We start from the raw sequence: 15,977 nt of genomic DNA, 5'->3' as shown, positions 1-15,977 counted from the left end.
GATTGGAAACTGTCGCATGTTCGATACGAAATTTGCAATCGTCCTCAAGGATGATCTTCCCGTCTGGCAAAAGCTCAATGTCACCGCCTTTCTGACCAGCGGCATCGTCGCGCAATTTCCCGACATTATCGGCGACCCCTACCGTGATCGCGCCGGCAATATCTACAACCCGCTGTCGATCCAGCCGGTCATCGTGCTTTCGGCGGACGGCCAGACGCTCGTCGCGATCCAGAGGCGGGCGCTGGAGCGTGGTGTGACGGTTTCGCTCTATGTCGAGGAAATGTTTTCGACCGGGTATGATCTGGCCAACCGCGCCGTCTTTGCCGAATTTGCGCCGGAGGATGCCAAGGTGGTCGGCATCGCGCTTCGCGCCGAAAAGAAGCTCGTCGACAAGATCACCAAGGGCGCCCGCATGCACGCCTGAGTCGTCGGCCACTAGGTCGGCCACTGGGAAACAAACTGAGCCTGTCGGCGGCTGTCGTTGTGTCAGCCTGTTTTGGCTTGCCCGCAGGCGACAATTACCGCATTGGTGAGGGACCGCCTTGCTTCCCGTCCGGCCTGAAATTGAATGCTCCCCCAAGACATGACGAAAGCGCGACATCGCCAGCGGCGATCGTGTGCATGCTTTCCGTCTATGTGTTTTTCACCTTCCTCGACACCAGCAGCAAGTACCTTGTGCTGGCCGGCGTCTCGGCGCTGATCGTCGCCTGGACCCGCTTCGCGGTCCATGTGCTGATCGTCGGCGTCTTTCTGCGCGGATGGCGCGAGCCGCTGCGCTTTCGTCCCGCCAACCTGCCGGCGCACATCACGCGCGGTCTGCTCCTGTTCGGATCGACGATGTTCAACATTCTGGCGCTGCGGACGCTGCAACTGGCGGAAACCACCTCGATCTACTTCTTCGGCCCGATGGTGATCACCGCGCTTGCCGGTCCGTTGCTCGGCGAATGGGCTGGCTGGCGGCGCTGGCTGGCCATCATGAGCGGCTTTGTCGGCGTCCTCATCATCACCCGGCCGGGCGTCGGCGTTTTTGGCGTCGGCCATCTCTTTGCGCTCGGCTCGATGCTATCGAACAGTTTCTACGTCATCATGACGCGCCGCATGTCGGCTACGGAAACCTCGGAAAGCCTGATCCTGTTTTCGGCGCTGGCGCCGGCCGTGCTGCTGCTGCCGACACTGCCGTTTTCGCCTTCGCTGCCGCAGGATGGCTGGCACTGGTTCATATTGCTGATGCTTGGCGTCTTCGGCGCCATCGGTCATTGGCTTCTTGTGCAGGCCTATCGCCTTGCCACCACCACGGCCCTGGCTCCCTATCCCTATTCGCAGATGATCTGGATGATCATCTCCGGCCTGATCGTCTTCAACCAGTTTCCCGATCGCTGGACGCTGGCCGGTGCCACAGTCATCGTCGCCAGCGGCCTCTACATCGTTCACCGCGAGCACCGGCTCCGCTTGCGCAACCGCGCAACGCTGGGCGCGGAGGCGGAAGCGCTGGCAAAAAAACTTTGATTTGCTCGGAATCGATGGCATAAGAGCCGGCCTTTAAACAGTTTAAATTGCTTCGGGAGCGCAGGGCGCTGGCACAGAAGATCAAGCTTTCGACCATCGCGGATGCGCTCGGCGTGTCCACGGCCACGGTCTCGCTGGCCTTGCGCGACAGCCCGCTGGTCGCCGGCGGCACCCGCGATCGCATCAAGGAACATGCACGCGCCATCGGCTATATCTACAACCGCCGCGCCGCCAGCCTGCGCACCTCGCGCTCGGGCATAGTCGGCGTCGTCGTCCACGACATCATGAACCCGTTCTTTGCCGAGATATTGCGTTCGATAGAGAGCGAGCTCGACCGCAGCCGGCAAACCTTCATCCTGTCGAACCACTACGACCAGCTCGAGAAACAACGCACTTTCATAGACACGCTTCTGCAGCTTGGCGCTGACGGGGTCATCATGTCGCCGGCCATCGGCACGCCGCCCGAAGACATAATCTTGGCCGAGGAGAACGGTCTCCCGGCAGTGCTGATTGCACGCACCGTCGAAGGTGCCGACGTGCCGGTGTTTCGCGGCGACGACGCCTATGGCACCGGGCTTGCCACCAACCATCTGATCTCGCTTGGCCACAAGCGCATCGCCATGATCGGCGGTACCGACCAGACGTCGACCGGCCGCGACCGCTATCAGGGATATGTCAACGCCATGGAGGCGGCAGGGCTTGAGGTCAGGCCGTCCTGGCGCATCCCCGGCCCGCGCACCAAGCAGGCCGGCTTCGAGGCGGCCGGGCAGTTCCTGGCGCTGAAGGACAGGCCGACCGCGGCCTGCTGCTGGAACGACCTCGTCGCCATCGGCCTGATGAATGGCATTGCCCGCGCCGGGCTGGTGCCGGGCATCGACATCTCGGTTACCGGCTACGACGACCTCGAGGAAGCGGCGATCGCCACGCCGGCGCTGACTACCGTGTGGAACGGCCAGCGCGAGGTTGGCCGCCGCGCCGCCAGCGCGCTGCTCGACAAACTCAACGGACAGACGGTGCGGCCGTCGCAGGAACTGATCAAGCCGGAACTGCATGTGCGCCAGTCGACCGGCAAACCGGTGGAACGTGCATGACAAAAACCGAACAGCAAGCTGTTACCATTCTGGTGCCGGGCCAGTTCAACGACCATGCGGTCGGCCGCATCGACGGGGCGTTCAGCCGCGTCCGGATCGAACGCGCCGATCCGTCGCTGGTCACCGACGAGATGCGTCATACGGTGCGCGGCATAGCCGCCTTTGGCGGCATAAGCGCCGCGTTGATGGACGCGCTGCCAAAGCTCGAGATTATCGCCAATTTCGGCGTCGGCTATGATTCGGTCGACATCCGCCACGCCGCACGGCGCGGCATCATGGTCACCAACACACCGGATGTGCTGACCGAAGAGGTCGCCGATACGGCGCTCGGCCTGTTGATCAATGCCGTCCGCGAACTGCCGCGCGCCGAGGCCTGGCTGCGCGACGGAAGCTGGCTGAGCAACGGCAACTATCCGCTGAGCCGGCTGACTTTGCGCGGTCGCCATGTCGGCATCTTCGGCATGGGCCGCATCGGCCTCGCCATTGCCCGGCGGCTCGATGCTTTCGGACTGCCCATCGCCTATCACAACCGGCGCCGCGTCGAAGGCCTGTCCTATGACTATCACCCGACGCTGAAAGGTCTCGCCGAGGCGGTCGACACGCTGATCTCGGTGGCGCCCGGCGGGGCCTCGACGGAAAAGGCCGTCAATGCCGAAATTCTCTCGGCTCTTGGGCCGAACGGCGTCTTCGTCAATATCGGCCGGGGCAGCACGGTCGACGAACCAGCCCTTGCCGCCGCACTTGCCAGCGGCAGCATCGCCGCTGCCGGGCTAGACGTCTTTGCCGACGAGCCGAATGTGCCAGCGGCGTTGCTTGCCGCGCCCAACACCTCGCTTTTGCCGCATGTCGGCTCGGCGTCCGAGCATACGCGCCGCGCCATGGCCGACCTTTGCGTCGACAATCTGGTCTCGTGGTTTTCGCAGCGCAAGGCGCTGACGCCGGTGCCGGAGACGGCAAATGTCAAGGCAAGGCCGTAAGCGGGCTGCCATATCTATTAACTTCAGCTTAACCCTTCGGAATCATTCTGGTCCCCTCGCAGTGTATGTCCGCCTGACAGGACATGACAGCAAGATGAAGCGCGCCTCCCTGATCTCTTCGAACCGGCGCGCTTGAAATGCGCGGAGAACCAGGATGAAGACGCTTCCTGCATTGATGGCAGTCGCTGTGCTGTTCGGCAGCGCCCAGCTGTTTTACGCCGGTAGCGGTGAAAGCCGTGCGGCCAGTGAGTCACCGCTTTCATCCGGCAACTACAGGCTGGTAGCCCATGGCAACGAGGGGTCTTGTGCGGTCAGCCGCGGCGCCGAGATTTCGCAAGGCCTGTCGCTGTTGACGGTCGCAGCAAATTGCCGCCGGGTGTTGCCCGGCGTCGAGCAGGCGAAGTTCTGGCGAGAGCAGGATGACGGCACGGTCACCTTCAGCGCCAACGGCACCGATCCGATCGTCATGTTCTCAGTCGCCGACGGTGATGGTTACGAATCCTACGCGCCGGCGCTGCCGCTGCTGACGCTGGCGTCAGCCGGCAACTAGCGAGCGCGGCAGGACTATTCCGCGGCTGCGCGCACACCCGATTTCGCCGCCTGATGCAGGCGCACCGCATCGCCGAATGCGCGAAATATCTTTACCGAGATACTGTCCGATTTGACCCAGTATTCGGGATGCCACTGGACGCCGACAGCGAAAGCCCGTGCATCGCGCACCGAAACCGCCTCGACAGTGCCGTCGGCGGCGACCGCTTCGACCTGCAGCTTTGGGCCAAGCCGGTCGATGGCCTGGCGATGCACCGAATTGACCATGATATCGCCGGCGCCGAAGACCCCGGCCAGGCAGCTGCCGGGTTTTATCGCCACGCTCTGGCGGATGGCGAAGCGTTCGTCCTGATTGTCGCTTGCCGGCGCACGATGATCGAGCGAACCGGCGCGTTCCTGGATTTCGGTGGCCAACGTGCCACCCAGCGCCACATTCATCTCCTGGATGCCGCGGCAGATGGCGAGCAATGGCACCCCGCGCTCCACCGCCCGGCGGATCAGCGGCAACGTCGTCGCGTCGCGGGCGGAGTCGTAAGGACCATTGGCTTCGCTGGCGTCACCGCCATAGAGCGAGGGATGAACGTTCGATTTGGAGCCGGTGACCATGACCCCGTCGACGGCGGAAAGCAGTTCGTCGAAGTCGAGCCGGTCGCCGAAGGACGGTACCAGCAGCGGGAACACGCCTGCACCCGAAAGCGCCGCTTCGAGATATTGCTGTGGCGCGGCATGCCAGGTGTAATTGTCGAACTGGCGGACATCGGTCGATACGGCGACGAGCGGCTGGTGCATTTGGTCCGGATCCCATCGGGTGCAACGAATTATCTGCCTGCAAAATAGGCGATCCGAAGGCGCATTTCCATGGCAAGTTTCGGCGTGTCGCGTAGGCCAGTTAATCGACCTTAGACTATAGTTGCAAGATCTGCCCCAACGCCGTGAATTTCCCGGAAATGCGCCACTCAAACCGGGCTGCCGTGCTGGACTCGACTCCTTGCCTGTGTATTGTCGGCTCGAAGCCGATCCGGGCGCCGAAGTGTCCCGAATGTCGGTCAGTGGATCCAAAAGGGAGGAACTTCATGGATCGTCGTTCGTTCATCCGCAAGGCCGGCACCACCGGTTTCGGCGCTGCGGCCGCTGCCGCGACACTTGCTGCGCCGGCCATCGCCCAGTCCAATCCGAAAGTGACCTGGCGACTGGCGTCGTCCTTCCCGAAGTCGCTCGATACGATCTATGGCGGCGCCGAAGTGTTTTCCAAGATGCTGTCGGAGGCGACCGACGGCAACTTCCAGGTCCAGGTCTTCGCCTCCGGCGAACTCGTTCCCGGCCTGCAGGCCGCCGATGCCACCACAGCCGGCACGGTCGAGGCCTGCCATACCGTGGCATACTATTACTGGGGCAAGGACCCGACGTGGGCGCTGGGAGCGGCGGTTCCGTTTTCGCTCAACGCGCGCGGCATCAACGCCTGGCACTATCATGGCGGCGGCATCGATCTGTTCAACGAGTTCCTGGCGACGCAAGGTCTGTTCGGGCTGCCGGGCGGCAATACCGGCGTGCAGATGGGTGGCTGGTTCCGCAAGGAGATCAAAACGGTCGCCGACCTTTCCGGCCTCAAGATGCGTATCGGTGGTTTTGCCGGCAAAGTGGTGCAAAGGCTCGGGGTGGTTCCGCAGCAGATCGCCGGTGGCGACATTTATCCGGCGTTGGAAAAAGGCACGATCGACGCCGCCGAATGGGTCGGCCCTTACGACGACGAGAAGCTCGGCTTCTATAAGGTTGCGCCCTATTACTACTATCCCGGCTGGTGGGAAGGTGGACCGACCGTCCATCTGATGTTCAACAAGGCGAAATACGACGAACTTTCGCCGGCTTACAAGTCGCTGGTGCATACTGCCGCTCAAGCGGCCGACGCCAACATGCTGCAGAAATACGACTATCTCAATCCGGCGGCGGTTAAGCGGCTGGTTGCCGGCGGTGCCAAGTTGAGCCCGTTCAGCCAGGAGATCATGGCCGCCTGTTTCGAAAAGGCCAACGAAGTCTATGCCGAGATGGAAGCCTCGAATGCGCCGTTCAAGAAGATCTGGGATTCGATCAAGGCGTTCCGCAAGGAGCATTATCTCTGGGCGCAGGTGGCCGAGTACAACTATGACACCTTCATGATGGTCCAGCAGCGCAATGCCAAGCTCTGATCCTGTTGCTTCGCGGCGCCAGTGTTCCTTTCGGAACACTGGCGCCGTAGCGCATTCATTTGCGATCAGTCGGGCACCACCACGACCTTGACCTCGCCTGGCGCCGGCGGGTTGGCAATGATCGCCACCGCCTCGTCGAGGCTGACCTGTCGTGATATCAGCCGATCTACTTCGATCGTCCCCGAGGCGATAAGATTGGCGGCCCGGCGATGGGTAAAGGGGTTGAGGAAGGAACCCAGGACCTTCAACTCACGGAACAGCAGATCGAACGGTTCGAACGCCACTTTCATGCCTTGCGGCATCACGCCGACGACGACGACGGTGCCGCCCGCTTTGGCCAGCCGCATCGCCTGCTCAACAGTGTCTTTCACGCCGGCGCATTCGAACACCACGTCGACGCCGCCCGGCATCAAACCCGACCGGCCGACGATCGCATCGATGACATCGAAGGCGCTGGGATCGAGCGTCGCCGTTGCGCCAAATTGCTCGGCAAGAGCCCGCCGCGAGGCCTGACGGGTCGACAAGATAATGGTCGTCGCACCGGCGAGCTTTGCCAGTTGAACGGTGAGCAGGCCGATCACGCCGCCGCCGAGCACCGCGACCGACGAGCCTGGTTTGATCGCGGCAAGGTCCACGCCATGCAGGCAGCAGCCGAGCGGCTCGCAGAAAGCACCATGCGTAGGCTTCAGATCGCCTGGCAAGACGAAGGCCTGTTTCTGGGGCAGGACAAGATATTCGGCAAAGCCGCCATCGCGATGGATGCCGATGGCGCGTAGATTGCCGCAGAGATTGACCCGGCCGGCCTGACAATGCTCGCATCGGCCACAGGCAATGTTGGGATCGCCGGTGACGCGGTCGCCGACGGAAAAGCCGGATACGGCAGGTCCGACCGCCTCGACGATGCCGGAGAATTCATGCCCGAGCGTCACCGGCGGCGTGCACGGGAATTCACCATGGAAAAGATGCCTGTCGGTGCCGCAGACGCCGCACGCCTCGATGCGCACCAGCAGATCGTTCGGCCCGGCGGTCGGTTTCTCGACCTCGCACACGGCGAGGCTGCCCACTCGCTCCAACCGAACCGCCTTCATGGCTGCCGGGCCTTCCTCAGTTGAAACTCGGTGGTTGCGACAGATCGATTGCCGGCGCCGCCGGTTTCGCGGGCGGCTTTTCGTCGAAGCTCGGCGGCTGCGACAAATCCGGTGGGGAAGGTGAGGCCGGGGCAGTGCCGCCGTTGGCCGGCGGCGTGCCAAGCGGCGACAAGCCGATGCCAGGCGTTTCCGGCACCTGGTAGTTGATGGTGCCAGGATCGACGACAGTGCCTTTGTAGTGCATCACCATCTGCGGGAAGGCGATGGTCAGGCCGATCATGATCACCTGGATGCAGACGAAGGGCACTGCGCCCCAATAGATCTGCCCTGTGGTGACGGGCGCGATCTGCTTGCCGGTGAGTCGGTCGAGATAGGGCACGCGCGCGGCGACCGAGCGCAGATAAAACAGCGCGAAGCCGAAGGGCGGATGCATGAAGGAGGTCTGCATGTTGACGCCCAAAAGCACGCCAAACCAGATCAGGTCGATGCCGAGTTTGTCAGCCGCTGGCGCCAAAAGCGGCACGATGATGAAGGCAAGCTCGAAAAAGTCGAGGAAGAAGGCGAGCACGAAGACGAGGATGTTGACGCCAATCAGGAAACCGACTTCACCGCCCGGCAGCGATGTCAACAGGTGCTCGACCCAGATGTGGCCATTGACGCCGTAGAAGGTCAGCGAGAACACCCGCGCGCCGATCAGGATAAACAGAACGAAGGACGACAGCCTGGTCGTCGAGGCCAGCGCCTGCTTGACCACCTCGAGCGACAGCCGCCCCTTCATCGCCGCCATTGCCAGCGCGCCGACGGCGCCCATGGCGCCGCCTTCCGTCGGCGTGGCGATGCCAAGGAAGATGGTGCCCAGCACCAGGAAGATCAGCGCCAGCGGCGGGATCAGCACGATGATCACCTGCTGTGCCAGTCTGGACATTAGGTTGATCTTCAGGCGCTGGTCGACGATCGCCACGACATAGATGAAGATGACGCCAGTAGCGGCGCCGAGGATATCGGCGTTGCCGCCATGGTTCGGTGCGAGGTAGCGATACGCCGCATAGGAAACAACCACCGCCGCCAGCAGCGCCGCCAGCAGCGACAGCACACCGTGGCCGAGCGTGCGGGCCTCCAGCGGCAGTGCCGGCATCGACTTCGGCCGAAAGATCGACATGAGCAGGATGTAGAGCATGTAGATGCCGGTCAAAATGAGCCCGGGGATCAGCGCCCCCTTGTACATATCGCCGACCGAGCGGCCGAGCTGGTCGGCCAGGACGATCAGCACCAGTGACGGCGGGATGATCTGGGCGAGCGTCCCGGACGCGGCAATGACGCCGGATGCCAGCCGCCGGTCGTAGCCGTAGCGCAGCATGATCGGCAGCGAAATCAGACCCATGGCAATGACGGAGGCCGCCACCACGCCGGTCGTCGCGGCGAGCAGCGCGCCGACGAAAATCACGGCATAGGCGAGGCCACCACGGACCGGTCCGAACAACTGGCCGATCGTGTCGAGCAGGTCTTCGGCCATGCCGGATCGTTCGAGCACGATGCCCATGAAGGTGAAGAACGGGATCGCCAGCAGCGTATCGTTCGACATCACCCGGCTGCCGTAGAAATTATCCGGCAACGCGTGCAGCAACGGCCAGGCGAGATTGATCGAGCCGCCCGAATAGGGCGACAGAAGCACGCCGATGAAGAAGAACATCAGGCCGTTGGCGGCGAGCGAGAAGGCGACGGGATAGCCGATCAGCAGGAAGACGACCAGCGAGGCGAACATGATCGGCGCCATGTTCTGGGCGATGAACTCGATCACGAGCGCACCTCTTCGACGAGCGCCTTGGCTTCGAGCTCGGCCTGCTCATGCACCGATATGAACGGAGTGGGATCGTCCATCTGACCGCGCATGATGGCGATTTTCTTGATGATTTCGGAAATGCCCTGCAGCGCGAGCAGAAAAAAGCCGACCAGCAAAATCGCCTTCGCCGGCCAGATGATCAGCCCGCCGGAATTGTTCGACATCTCCCCGCTGCGATACGACAGCGACACATAGGGAACGAAATAGACCACCATCAACGTCACGAACGGCATCAGGAAGAAGACGTGACCGAAAAGGTCGATCCAGTGCTGCACGCGGCGCGAGAACATGCCGTAGACGATATCGATGCGGATATGGTCGTTCTGCTTCAGCGTGTAGGCGGCGGCCAGCATGAAGGCGGCGCCGAACAGATACCATTGCAATTCCAGCCAGGCGTTCGAGGACATGTCGAACACCTTGCGGATGACGGCGTTGGCGGCGCTTACCAGGATCGCCAGCAGGATCAGCCACGAAACCCATTTGCCGATGAATTCGTTCAAACGGTCAATGGTTCTGGAAAGAGCGAGAAGCCCTGCCATGCATTCCTCCCTTGTGTCAGAGCGCGGCGGTTCCCTGTCCGTCGTGTCGCTGTGGACCAACGGTATGCAGTGCGTGGTCCGGCTGGTCAACACGGGATAGCCCGCATAAACACAGTTGTGAGATGACGGGCGGCAAAATGCTGCCGCGTCCTTTGCATGTCCAAGGACATGCGGCGCTTTCATCCAAGCAAAGTCGGGTGCGGCTCAGGCGATCTTCTGTTGGTCGCGGCCGGCGCCGATCAGCACAAGCATGGCGACGAGGAACAGGTACATCCAGCCGTCCCGCCATTCGAGCGGGAAATAGCCGGCCCATAGCGATTCGGCCATGCCGAAAGCGGCGGCACCCAGTGCCGCCCGCAAAGGCGAGAGATAGCCGCCCACTGCGGTCACGAACAGGATCTTCAACCCGTAGACCAACCCTGTGCCGAAGCTGATGTTACCGTAGTAGAAGGCGGCGAGCACGCCGGCCAGTGCCGCGCAAAGGCCGCCGAAAAGCACCGCGTGCCGAAACACCGCACGAACATCGACGCCGCACATCGCAGCCGCCTTGGGATCGTCGGATACGGCGCGCCAGCTCCGGCCGAAGCTCGAATATGCGAAGCCCCAGGCAGCCAGCGCTATGGCCGCCAGTACGGCGGCGCAATCGAGCAATTGGATCAGCGTCAACGTCGCCTTGAAGCTGGCATTCTGCGCGAAGACGATGGTCTGGGCCAGCATTGGCGGCAACCATAGGTCATGGGTATCGGCGGCGATGCGGCTGGCTTCCGACAAGACCAGCAATATGCCGAGCGTCGTCACCACGATGGCGTTGGGCGAGCGGTCGGCCAGCGGTTCGAAGATACTTCGCGACAGGACATGGCTGAGCAGCGCCGCATAAAGGAATGCCGCAGCTACGCCGAGCGCGCCCGATGCAAACAGCGTTAACCACAGCGCCTGATAGCCGAACGCCGCAGTGAGGATCATCGTATGCCCGCAAAAGGCGAACAGCGCGCCATAGGCAAGATTGGTACGGTGCAGGATGCCGTTGGTCAGCACGTAGCCGAATGCAAGCAATGCGTAGAGCGCGCCCGAATGCAGCCCGTTCAGAACCTGCTGGAAGAAATAGAGCATGCAAGACCCTCTATGCATGCCCCGCAATCGGGGCAGAGGTTTGGGACGAACGATATTCTCAGTACGGCGATCGCCTCAGTGACAAGCGTTGCACCCGGAATCTAACTTGTCAAACGCGAGTTATCAGTTAGATTCGCCATATGACAGTATCCTGGACTCCGCACCGCTTTACCGGTGGCATGCTGGCGCTCGATACGGCGAACACCGTCGTTTTGCGGAACGATCCGGAGAAAACTTTCGACCGTTTCGACGATCCGGCCGAGATCGCCCGCTTTGCCGAAGCCGCGAGTGCCTTTCGCGCCGCCGAGCTCGGTGGCAGGCGGCTCGTAGCGCCGGCGCCTGAAAAGATCGCACCGGTGGTGCTGTCGATCCGGGAGACGACCGATCGGCTGTTTCGCGGCGCGGTATCGAAAGGTGCGATCGCGACTGGCGATATGCCGAAATTCTTGGAAGCCTGCGCCGATGGCCTCGCTCATAGCCGCACCGAAATCGGCACGCCTGGAAAACCGTTCGGTGATCCGGCGACGCCGATTGCCTTCGAGGCCGCGCTTGCGGTCTCGGCGTTGTCGCTGCTGCGTAGCGACACCATTGCCAGGCTGAGGATATGTCCGAACTGCAGCTGGCTGTTTGTCGACAAAAGCCGGAATTCCAGCCGCCTCTGGTGCGACATGGCGGTGTGCGGCAACCGCCAGAAGGCAAACCGACACTATCGCCGCCGGACCGCGGCCAGGGAGGTCACCAATGTCTAGAAGATTCTCACGCGCGATGATTGTCGTCGCGGCGTTGTTCGCGGCGGCCGCGCTCGGCGCCTGCCGTGATTCCGGCAAGGACCAGTTGTTCGCCATTTCCGGGAAGCTGTTCGAGTTCAACTACCGGCTGGGTATCGCCACCTATGTCATCACTCTCAATCCGCTGCGGCCGGTGGGTGAGGGGCAGGTCGCTGTGGTCTCCTTCCAGAACCCGGCCGGCGGTGATCCGATCATCGTCACCCAGAAAATATGGCCGAAGCTGCCGCATGTGACGCTCACCAGCCCGCCGCTTACCTGCGTTGTCAAGGACAAGCCCTATGCGGTGTCGATCCGCATCGAGGATTCCAGCGGCAAGTTGCTGCAGAGTTTCGCGACCACTCTGACGTCCTCACTCGACCAGTCGGTCCTGCCCGACCGGCCTCTGGTGGTCGGGCCAGTCTACGAGCTCAACAAGGACCTGGCCGGCCATGTCGACGGCAAGCTGCCCGGTGAACCGAAGCCCAGTTGCCCAAAGGCTGCATGATGCATCACCAGCGGCACTGACCGCCGCCGGAATTTTTCATGCTCGGCCATCCTCCCCGACAGGCGTTTCGTGGCGCCACACGGCCGCGCACGGATCGTTTGTTGCGGACCGCCTGGCACCTTCGATTTTGTTTGACCTCCCCGGCAAGGGAAGAAAGACTGTGGGCACTCGACTCCGACGTTGGCCGCGCACCTCCAGGCGCGCGGCCTCCGCACAGGAAATGCCTGATGACGCTGCACAATGTCGCGCTCGACGACAAGTTCGACCTGGCAAAGGAGCGCATCTTCCTGTCGGGTGCCCAGGCAGTCATCCGCATGCTTCTGATGCAGCGCGAGCGCGACCGCCGGGCTGGCCTGAACACCGCCGGTTTCGTCTCCGGCTATCGCGGCTCGCCGCTCGGCGGCCTCGACATGCAGCTGTGGAAGGCCAGGAACCAGCTCGCGCAGTCGGACATCGTCTTCCAGCCCGGTCTCAACGAGGAGCTCGCCGCCACCGCCTGCTGGGGCTCGCAGCAGGCCGAATTGCTGGGCGAGGGTACCCATGACGGCGTTTTTTCGGTCTGGTACGGCAAGGGTCCGGGCGTCGACCGCTCCGGCGACGTGTTCCGCCACGCCAATCTCGCCGGGTCGTCGAAACATGGCGGCGTGCTGGCTCTGATGGGTGACGACCACATGGCCGAATCCTCGACCAACGCGCATGCCACCGAGTTCCTGTTCGTCGACACCATGGTGCCGATCCTTAATCCGGCCGGCGTCCAGGAGATCATCGACTACGGCCTTTACGGCTTTGCCATGTCGCGTTTTGCCGGCACCTGGGCGGCGATCAAATGCGTCAAGGACAACATCGAATCGACAGCCTCGGTCGATGCCGCGCTCGACCGGCTAGATATCGTCATCCCGGACTTCGACATGCCGCCCGGCGGCCTCAACATCCGTAATGAGATCGACATGCTCGGCCAGGAGGAGCGGTTGCATGAATACAAGCGCGCCGCCGCTTCAGCGTTCATCCACGCCAATGGGCTGAATCGGATCGTCTATTCGGGCGGCACCAGCGCCAAGCTTGGCATCGTCACCATCGGCAAGAGTTATCTCGATGTTCGCCAGGCGCTGGAGGATATCGGCGTCGACGAAGCGGCCGCCAGTCGTATCGGTATCAGGCTGTTCAAGGTCGGCTGCCCGTGGCCGCTCGACCTGCAACACATCGCCGACTTTGCTCGCGGCCTCGATACTATCGTCGTCGTCGAGGAGAAACGCTCGCTGATCGAGGTACAACTGCGCGAGAACCTTTACGGCACCGCGACGCAGCCGGTCATCGTCGGCAAGAAGGACGAGCGCGGCGACTGGCTGTTCCCGGCCAAGGGCGCGCTCGACCCCAACGATATTGCCATCGAGCTCGGCGAGAGGATTTTGCGAACGATCGGCCCGTCGGAAGAAATCGCCGCGCGGGTGGCGAAGTTGCGCCAGTTCCAGGCGATGCTGGCCGACACGTCAGACATCGCCTCGCGCACGCCGTTCTTCTGCTCCGGCTGCCCACACAATTCCTCGACCAAGGTTCCGGACGGCTCGCTCGCCGCCGCCGGAATCGGCTGTCATTTCATGGCGCTGTGGATGGACCGCAACACCGTCGGCTTCACCGCCATGGGCGGCGAGGGCGCGCAGTGGGTCGGCCAGGCGCCGTTCTCGAAGCGCGAGCACATCTTCCAGAATCTGGGCGATGGCACTTACAACCACTCGGGTGTGCTGGCGATCCGTTTCGCGCTGTCGACCGACGCCAACATCACCTACAAGATCCTCTACAATGACGCCGTCGCGATGACCGGTGGGCAGCCGCACGAGGGCGGCCTGACGGTAGACATGATCGCAAGGCAGGTGCGCGCCGAGGGCGTGGAGCGCATCGCCATCGTCACCGACGAGCCGGACAAATATACCGGCAAGGTGGAATTTCCCGCCGGCGCCACCATCCATCACCGCGACGACCTCGATCTCGTCCAGCGCGAGTTGCGTTCGGTCAAAGGCGTCTCGGTGCTGCTCTACGACCAGACCTGCGCCGCCGAGAAGCGTCGCCGCCGCAAGCGCGGCACCTTCCCCGATCCCGACAAGCGTATCTTCATCAACGAGCTGGTCTGCGAAGGCTGCGGCGATTGCGGCGTGCAGTCGAATTGCGTCTCGATCCAGCCGGTCGAGACCGAATTCGGCCGCAAGCGCAAGATCGACCAGTCGAGTTGCAACAAGGACTTCTCTTGCGTCAACGGTTTCTGCCCCTCCTTCGTCACCGTTCACGGCGCCAAAATCAGGAAAGCCGAAGGTATAGCCGGCGCGGCCGACCCGCTCGCGGGCGTGCCGGCGCCGGCGCAATTTACGCTCGGTGAACAAGGCTGGGCGGCGATTATCGACGGTGTCGGCGGCACCGGCGTCGTCACAATAGGCGCGGTGCTGGGCATGGCCGCGCACCTGGAAGGCAAGGGCTGCGGCATGATCGACATGGCCGGCCTCGCCCAGAAGGGCGGCTCGGTGTTCACCCATGTCCGCATCGCCCGCACGCCGGACGACATCCACGCCATTCGGGTATCGGCCGGCAAGGCCGATCTCGTGCTCGGCTGCGATCTCGTCGTTTCAGGTGCCAAGAAGGTGTTGGCCGCGGTGCGCGAAGGCCATACCATCTTCCTCGCCAACACTGCCGAGATCATGCCGGGCGAGTTCGCCCGTTCGGCCGATTTCTCGCTGCCCGTCGAGCGGCTGAAGAAGGCGATAAGAACGGCCGCGGGCGACGACAGGACGCATTTCTTCGACGCTACCCGCACCGCCACTGCCCTGTTCGGCAGCTCGCTTGGTGCCAACATGTTCATGCTCGGATTCGCCTTCCAGCATGGCGGCTTGCCGCTGTCGGCGGAGGCGGTCGAGAAGGCGATCGAGCTCAACGGCGAGGCGGTAGCGATGAATGTCGCGGCATTTCGCTGGGGCCGCCGCGCCGCCCACCAGCCGGATTTCGTCCGCAGCCTTCTCGCCCAGCCGGGCAAGGCCACGCAGCATGCCGCCATTGCCGAGACGCTGGACGATATCATTGCTCGCCGCGTCGGCTTCCTGACCGCCTACCAGAACGCCGCCTATGGCAAGCGCTATGCCGACAGACTGGCGGCGCTGCGCAAGGCCGAAACCAATGCTGTGCCCGGGTCGACCGTGGTGACCGAGGCTGCCGCAAAGAACCTGTTCAAGCTGATGGCGATCAAGGACGAATACGAGGTGGCGCGGCTTTATACGGACGGCTCCTTTGCCGCAGAGCTCGCAAAGCAGTTCCAGAGCTACGGCAAGCTTGAATTCCATCTCGCACCGCCGATCATGGGCAGGCGCGGCAGTGACGGGAAGCCGAAGAAATCGAGCTTTGGCCCGTGGATGATGAACGGGTTCCGCCTGCTGGCGGCGATGAAGGGCCTGCGCGGCACCGCTTTCGACCTGTTCGGCTACAGCGCCGAGAGGCGTATGGAGCGGCAGCTTCTTGCCCTCTATGAAGCCGACCTGGAACTTGTCGCCGGCGCGCTGGCGCCGGGCAAGATCGAGGTTGCTGCCGCGCTTGTTTCGGTACCGGCGCTCATCCGCGGCTTTGGCCACGTCAAGCAGGCCAGTGCCGAAAAAGCCGCCGGCGAACGCCAGCGTCTGCTCGACCGCCTCTCGACGGCGCCGCTGCGGCCGCAACTTCAAGCCGCCGAATAATTCAGCGCTGTGATACGCCTTGTTTACCTGAACTGTAGTTTCCCTGCTTCCGCGGCGTCACCAATGGATGCCGGCAGGGCTCGAAACGCCGCTCTAAACCTTTCTTAAGGCCAAT

At 62.9% G+C, this 15,977-nt stretch carries 14 protein-coding genes; 9 read left to right on the top strand and 5 right to left on the bottom strand.

Annotation, left to right across the window (positions count from 1 at the left end; translation table 11 throughout):
- The first annotated feature begins 16 nt into the window (after positions 1-16).
- From NKH04_RS01865 to NKH04_RS01845, 5 genes are all read left to right on the top strand, one after another.
- Positions 17-424: a DUF2000 family protein gene (locus NKH04_RS01865; protein WP_352540372.1), complete on the top strand. Its 408-nt coding sequence runs from the start codon at positions 17-19 to the stop codon at positions 422-424.
- 197 nt (positions 425-621) lie between these two features.
- Positions 622-1,506 (top strand): DMT family transporter, encoded by an 885-nt coding sequence (locus NKH04_RS01860; protein ID WP_352540373.1) that lies wholly within the window; start codon positions 622-624, stop codon positions 1,504-1,506.
- A gap of 68 nt (positions 1,507-1,574) precedes the next feature.
- Complete coding sequence (locus NKH04_RS01855) at positions 1,575-2,597, top strand: LacI family DNA-binding transcriptional regulator (protein ID WP_352540495.1); 1,023 nt, start codon at positions 1,575-1,577, stop codon at positions 2,595-2,597.
- Entirely contained in the window at positions 2,594-3,574 is a 981-nt protein-coding gene (locus NKH04_RS01850; RefSeq protein WP_352540374.1) for a 2-hydroxyacid dehydrogenase, read from the top strand. Before NKH04_RS01855 ends, NKH04_RS01850 begins: the two co-directional genes overlap by 4 nt.
- 154 nt (positions 3,575-3,728) lie before the next feature.
- Positions 3,729-4,124: a hypothetical protein gene (locus NKH04_RS01845; protein ID WP_352469876.1), complete on the top strand. Its 396-nt coding sequence runs from the start codon at positions 3,729-3,731 to the stop codon at positions 4,122-4,124.
- A gap of 14 nt (positions 4,125-4,138) precedes the next feature.
- Here the strand turns inward: NKH04_RS01845 and NKH04_RS01840 are convergent, their stop codons facing one another.
- Entirely contained in the window at positions 4,139-4,912 is a 774-nt protein-coding gene (locus tag NKH04_RS01840) for a gamma-glutamyl-gamma-aminobutyrate hydrolase family protein (protein ID WP_352540375.1), read from the bottom strand.
- 284 nt (positions 4,913-5,196) lie between these two features.
- Between NKH04_RS01840 and NKH04_RS01835 the strand changes: the two genes are divergently transcribed.
- A complete protein-coding gene (locus tag NKH04_RS01835) occupies positions 5,197-6,306 on the top strand; it encodes a TRAP transporter substrate-binding protein (RefSeq protein ID WP_352540376.1) in 1,110 nt (369 codons plus the stop codon).
- 65 nt (positions 6,307-6,371) lie between these two features.
- Here NKH04_RS01835 and NKH04_RS01830 read toward each other — a convergent pair whose 3' ends face one another.
- The 4 genes from NKH04_RS01830 to NKH04_RS01815 form a co-directional block, all read right to left on the bottom strand.
- A complete protein-coding gene (locus NKH04_RS01830) occupies positions 6,372-7,394 on the bottom strand; it encodes a zinc-dependent alcohol dehydrogenase family protein (protein WP_352540377.1) in 1,023 nt (340 codons plus the stop codon).
- A gap of 16 nt (positions 7,395-7,410) precedes the next feature.
- Complete coding sequence (locus tag NKH04_RS01825; protein ID WP_353044006.1) at positions 7,411-9,189, bottom strand: TRAP transporter large permease; 1,779 nt, start codon at positions 9,187-9,189, stop codon at positions 7,411-7,413.
- A complete protein-coding gene (locus NKH04_RS01820; protein ID WP_023676252.1) occupies positions 9,189-9,773 on the bottom strand; it encodes a TRAP transporter small permease subunit in 585 nt (194 codons plus the stop codon). Before NKH04_RS01820 ends, NKH04_RS01825 begins: the two co-directional genes overlap by 1 nt.
- A 204-nt stretch (positions 9,774-9,977) precedes the next feature.
- Entirely contained in the window at positions 9,978-10,883 is a 906-nt protein-coding gene (locus NKH04_RS01815; protein WP_353043984.1) for a branched-chain amino acid ABC transporter permease, read from the bottom strand.
- Between the two features lie 140 nt (positions 10,884-11,023).
- Between NKH04_RS01815 and NKH04_RS01810 the strand changes: the two genes are divergently transcribed.
- The 3 genes from NKH04_RS01810 to NKH04_RS01800 all read left to right on the top strand — a co-directional run bounded on the left by NKH04_RS01810 (position 11,024) and on the right by NKH04_RS01800 (position 15,862).
- Positions 11,024-11,632: a CGNR zinc finger domain-containing protein gene (locus NKH04_RS01810; RefSeq protein ID WP_352469881.1), complete on the top strand. Its 609-nt coding sequence runs from the start codon at positions 11,024-11,026 to the stop codon at positions 11,630-11,632.
- Complete coding sequence (locus tag NKH04_RS01805; RefSeq protein WP_352452209.1) at positions 11,625-12,155, top strand: hypothetical protein; 531 nt, start codon at positions 11,625-11,627, stop codon at positions 12,153-12,155. The genes NKH04_RS01810 and NKH04_RS01805 overlap by 8 nt, the downstream gene beginning before the upstream one ends.
- Positions 12,156-12,382: 227 nt before the next feature.
- Positions 12,383-15,862 carry an indolepyruvate ferredoxin oxidoreductase family protein gene (locus NKH04_RS01800; RefSeq protein WP_353043983.1) on the top strand — a complete coding sequence of 1,160 codons (3,480 nt, stop codon included), beginning with the start codon at positions 12,383-12,385 and terminating at the stop codon, positions 15,860-15,862.
- Positions 15,863-15,977: the final 115 nt, after the last annotated feature.

The organism is Mesorhizobium sp. M1365, assembly GCF_040317865.1.
Classification (GTDB): Bacteria; Pseudomonadota; Alphaproteobacteria; order Rhizobiales; family Rhizobiaceae; genus Mesorhizobium.
This window is presented reverse-complemented; position numbering and strand designations above follow the sequence as displayed.

Bases quoted from the DNA above. Each gene is read 5' to 3' on its own strand.
- NKH04_RS01865 (WP_352540372.1), top strand. From the start codon at position 17: ATGTTCGATACGAAATTTGCAATCGTCCTCAAGGATGATCTTCCCGTC.
- NKH04_RS01860 (WP_352540373.1), top strand. From the start codon at position 622: ATGCTTTCCGTCTATGTGTTTTTCACCTTCCTCGACACCAGCAGCAAG.
- NKH04_RS01850 (WP_352540374.1), top strand. From the start codon at position 2,594: ATGACAAAAACCGAACAGCAAGCTGTTACCATTCTGGTGCCGGGCCAG.
- NKH04_RS01845 (WP_352469876.1), top strand. From the start codon at position 3,729: ATGAAGACGCTTCCTGCATTGATGGCAGTCGCTGTGCTGTTCGGCAGC.
- NKH04_RS01840 (WP_352540375.1), bottom strand. From the start codon at position 4,912: ATGCACCAGCCGCTCGTCGCCGTATCGACCGATGTCCGCCAGTTCGAC.
- NKH04_RS01835 (WP_352540376.1), top strand. From the start codon at position 5,197: ATGGATCGTCGTTCGTTCATCCGCAAGGCCGGCACCACCGGTTTCGGC.
- NKH04_RS01830 (WP_352540377.1), bottom strand. From the start codon at position 7,394: ATGAAGGCGGTTCGGTTGGAGCGAGTGGGCAGCCTCGCCGTGTGCGAG.
- NKH04_RS01820 (WP_023676252.1), bottom strand. From the start codon at position 9,773: ATGGCAGGGCTTCTCGCTCTTTCCAGAACCATTGACCGTTTGAACGAA.
- NKH04_RS01815 (WP_353043984.1), bottom strand. From the start codon at position 10,883: ATGCTCTATTTCTTCCAGCAGGTTCTGAACGGGCTGCATTCGGGCGCG.
- NKH04_RS01810 (WP_352469881.1), top strand. From the start codon at position 11,024: ATGACAGTATCCTGGACTCCGCACCGCTTTACCGGTGGCATGCTGGCG.
- NKH04_RS01805 (WP_352452209.1), top strand. From the start codon at position 11,625: ATGTCTAGAAGATTCTCACGCGCGATGATTGTCGTCGCGGCGTTGTTC.
- NKH04_RS01800 (WP_353043983.1), top strand. From the start codon at position 12,383: ATGACGCTGCACAATGTCGCGCTCGACGACAAGTTCGACCTGGCAAAG.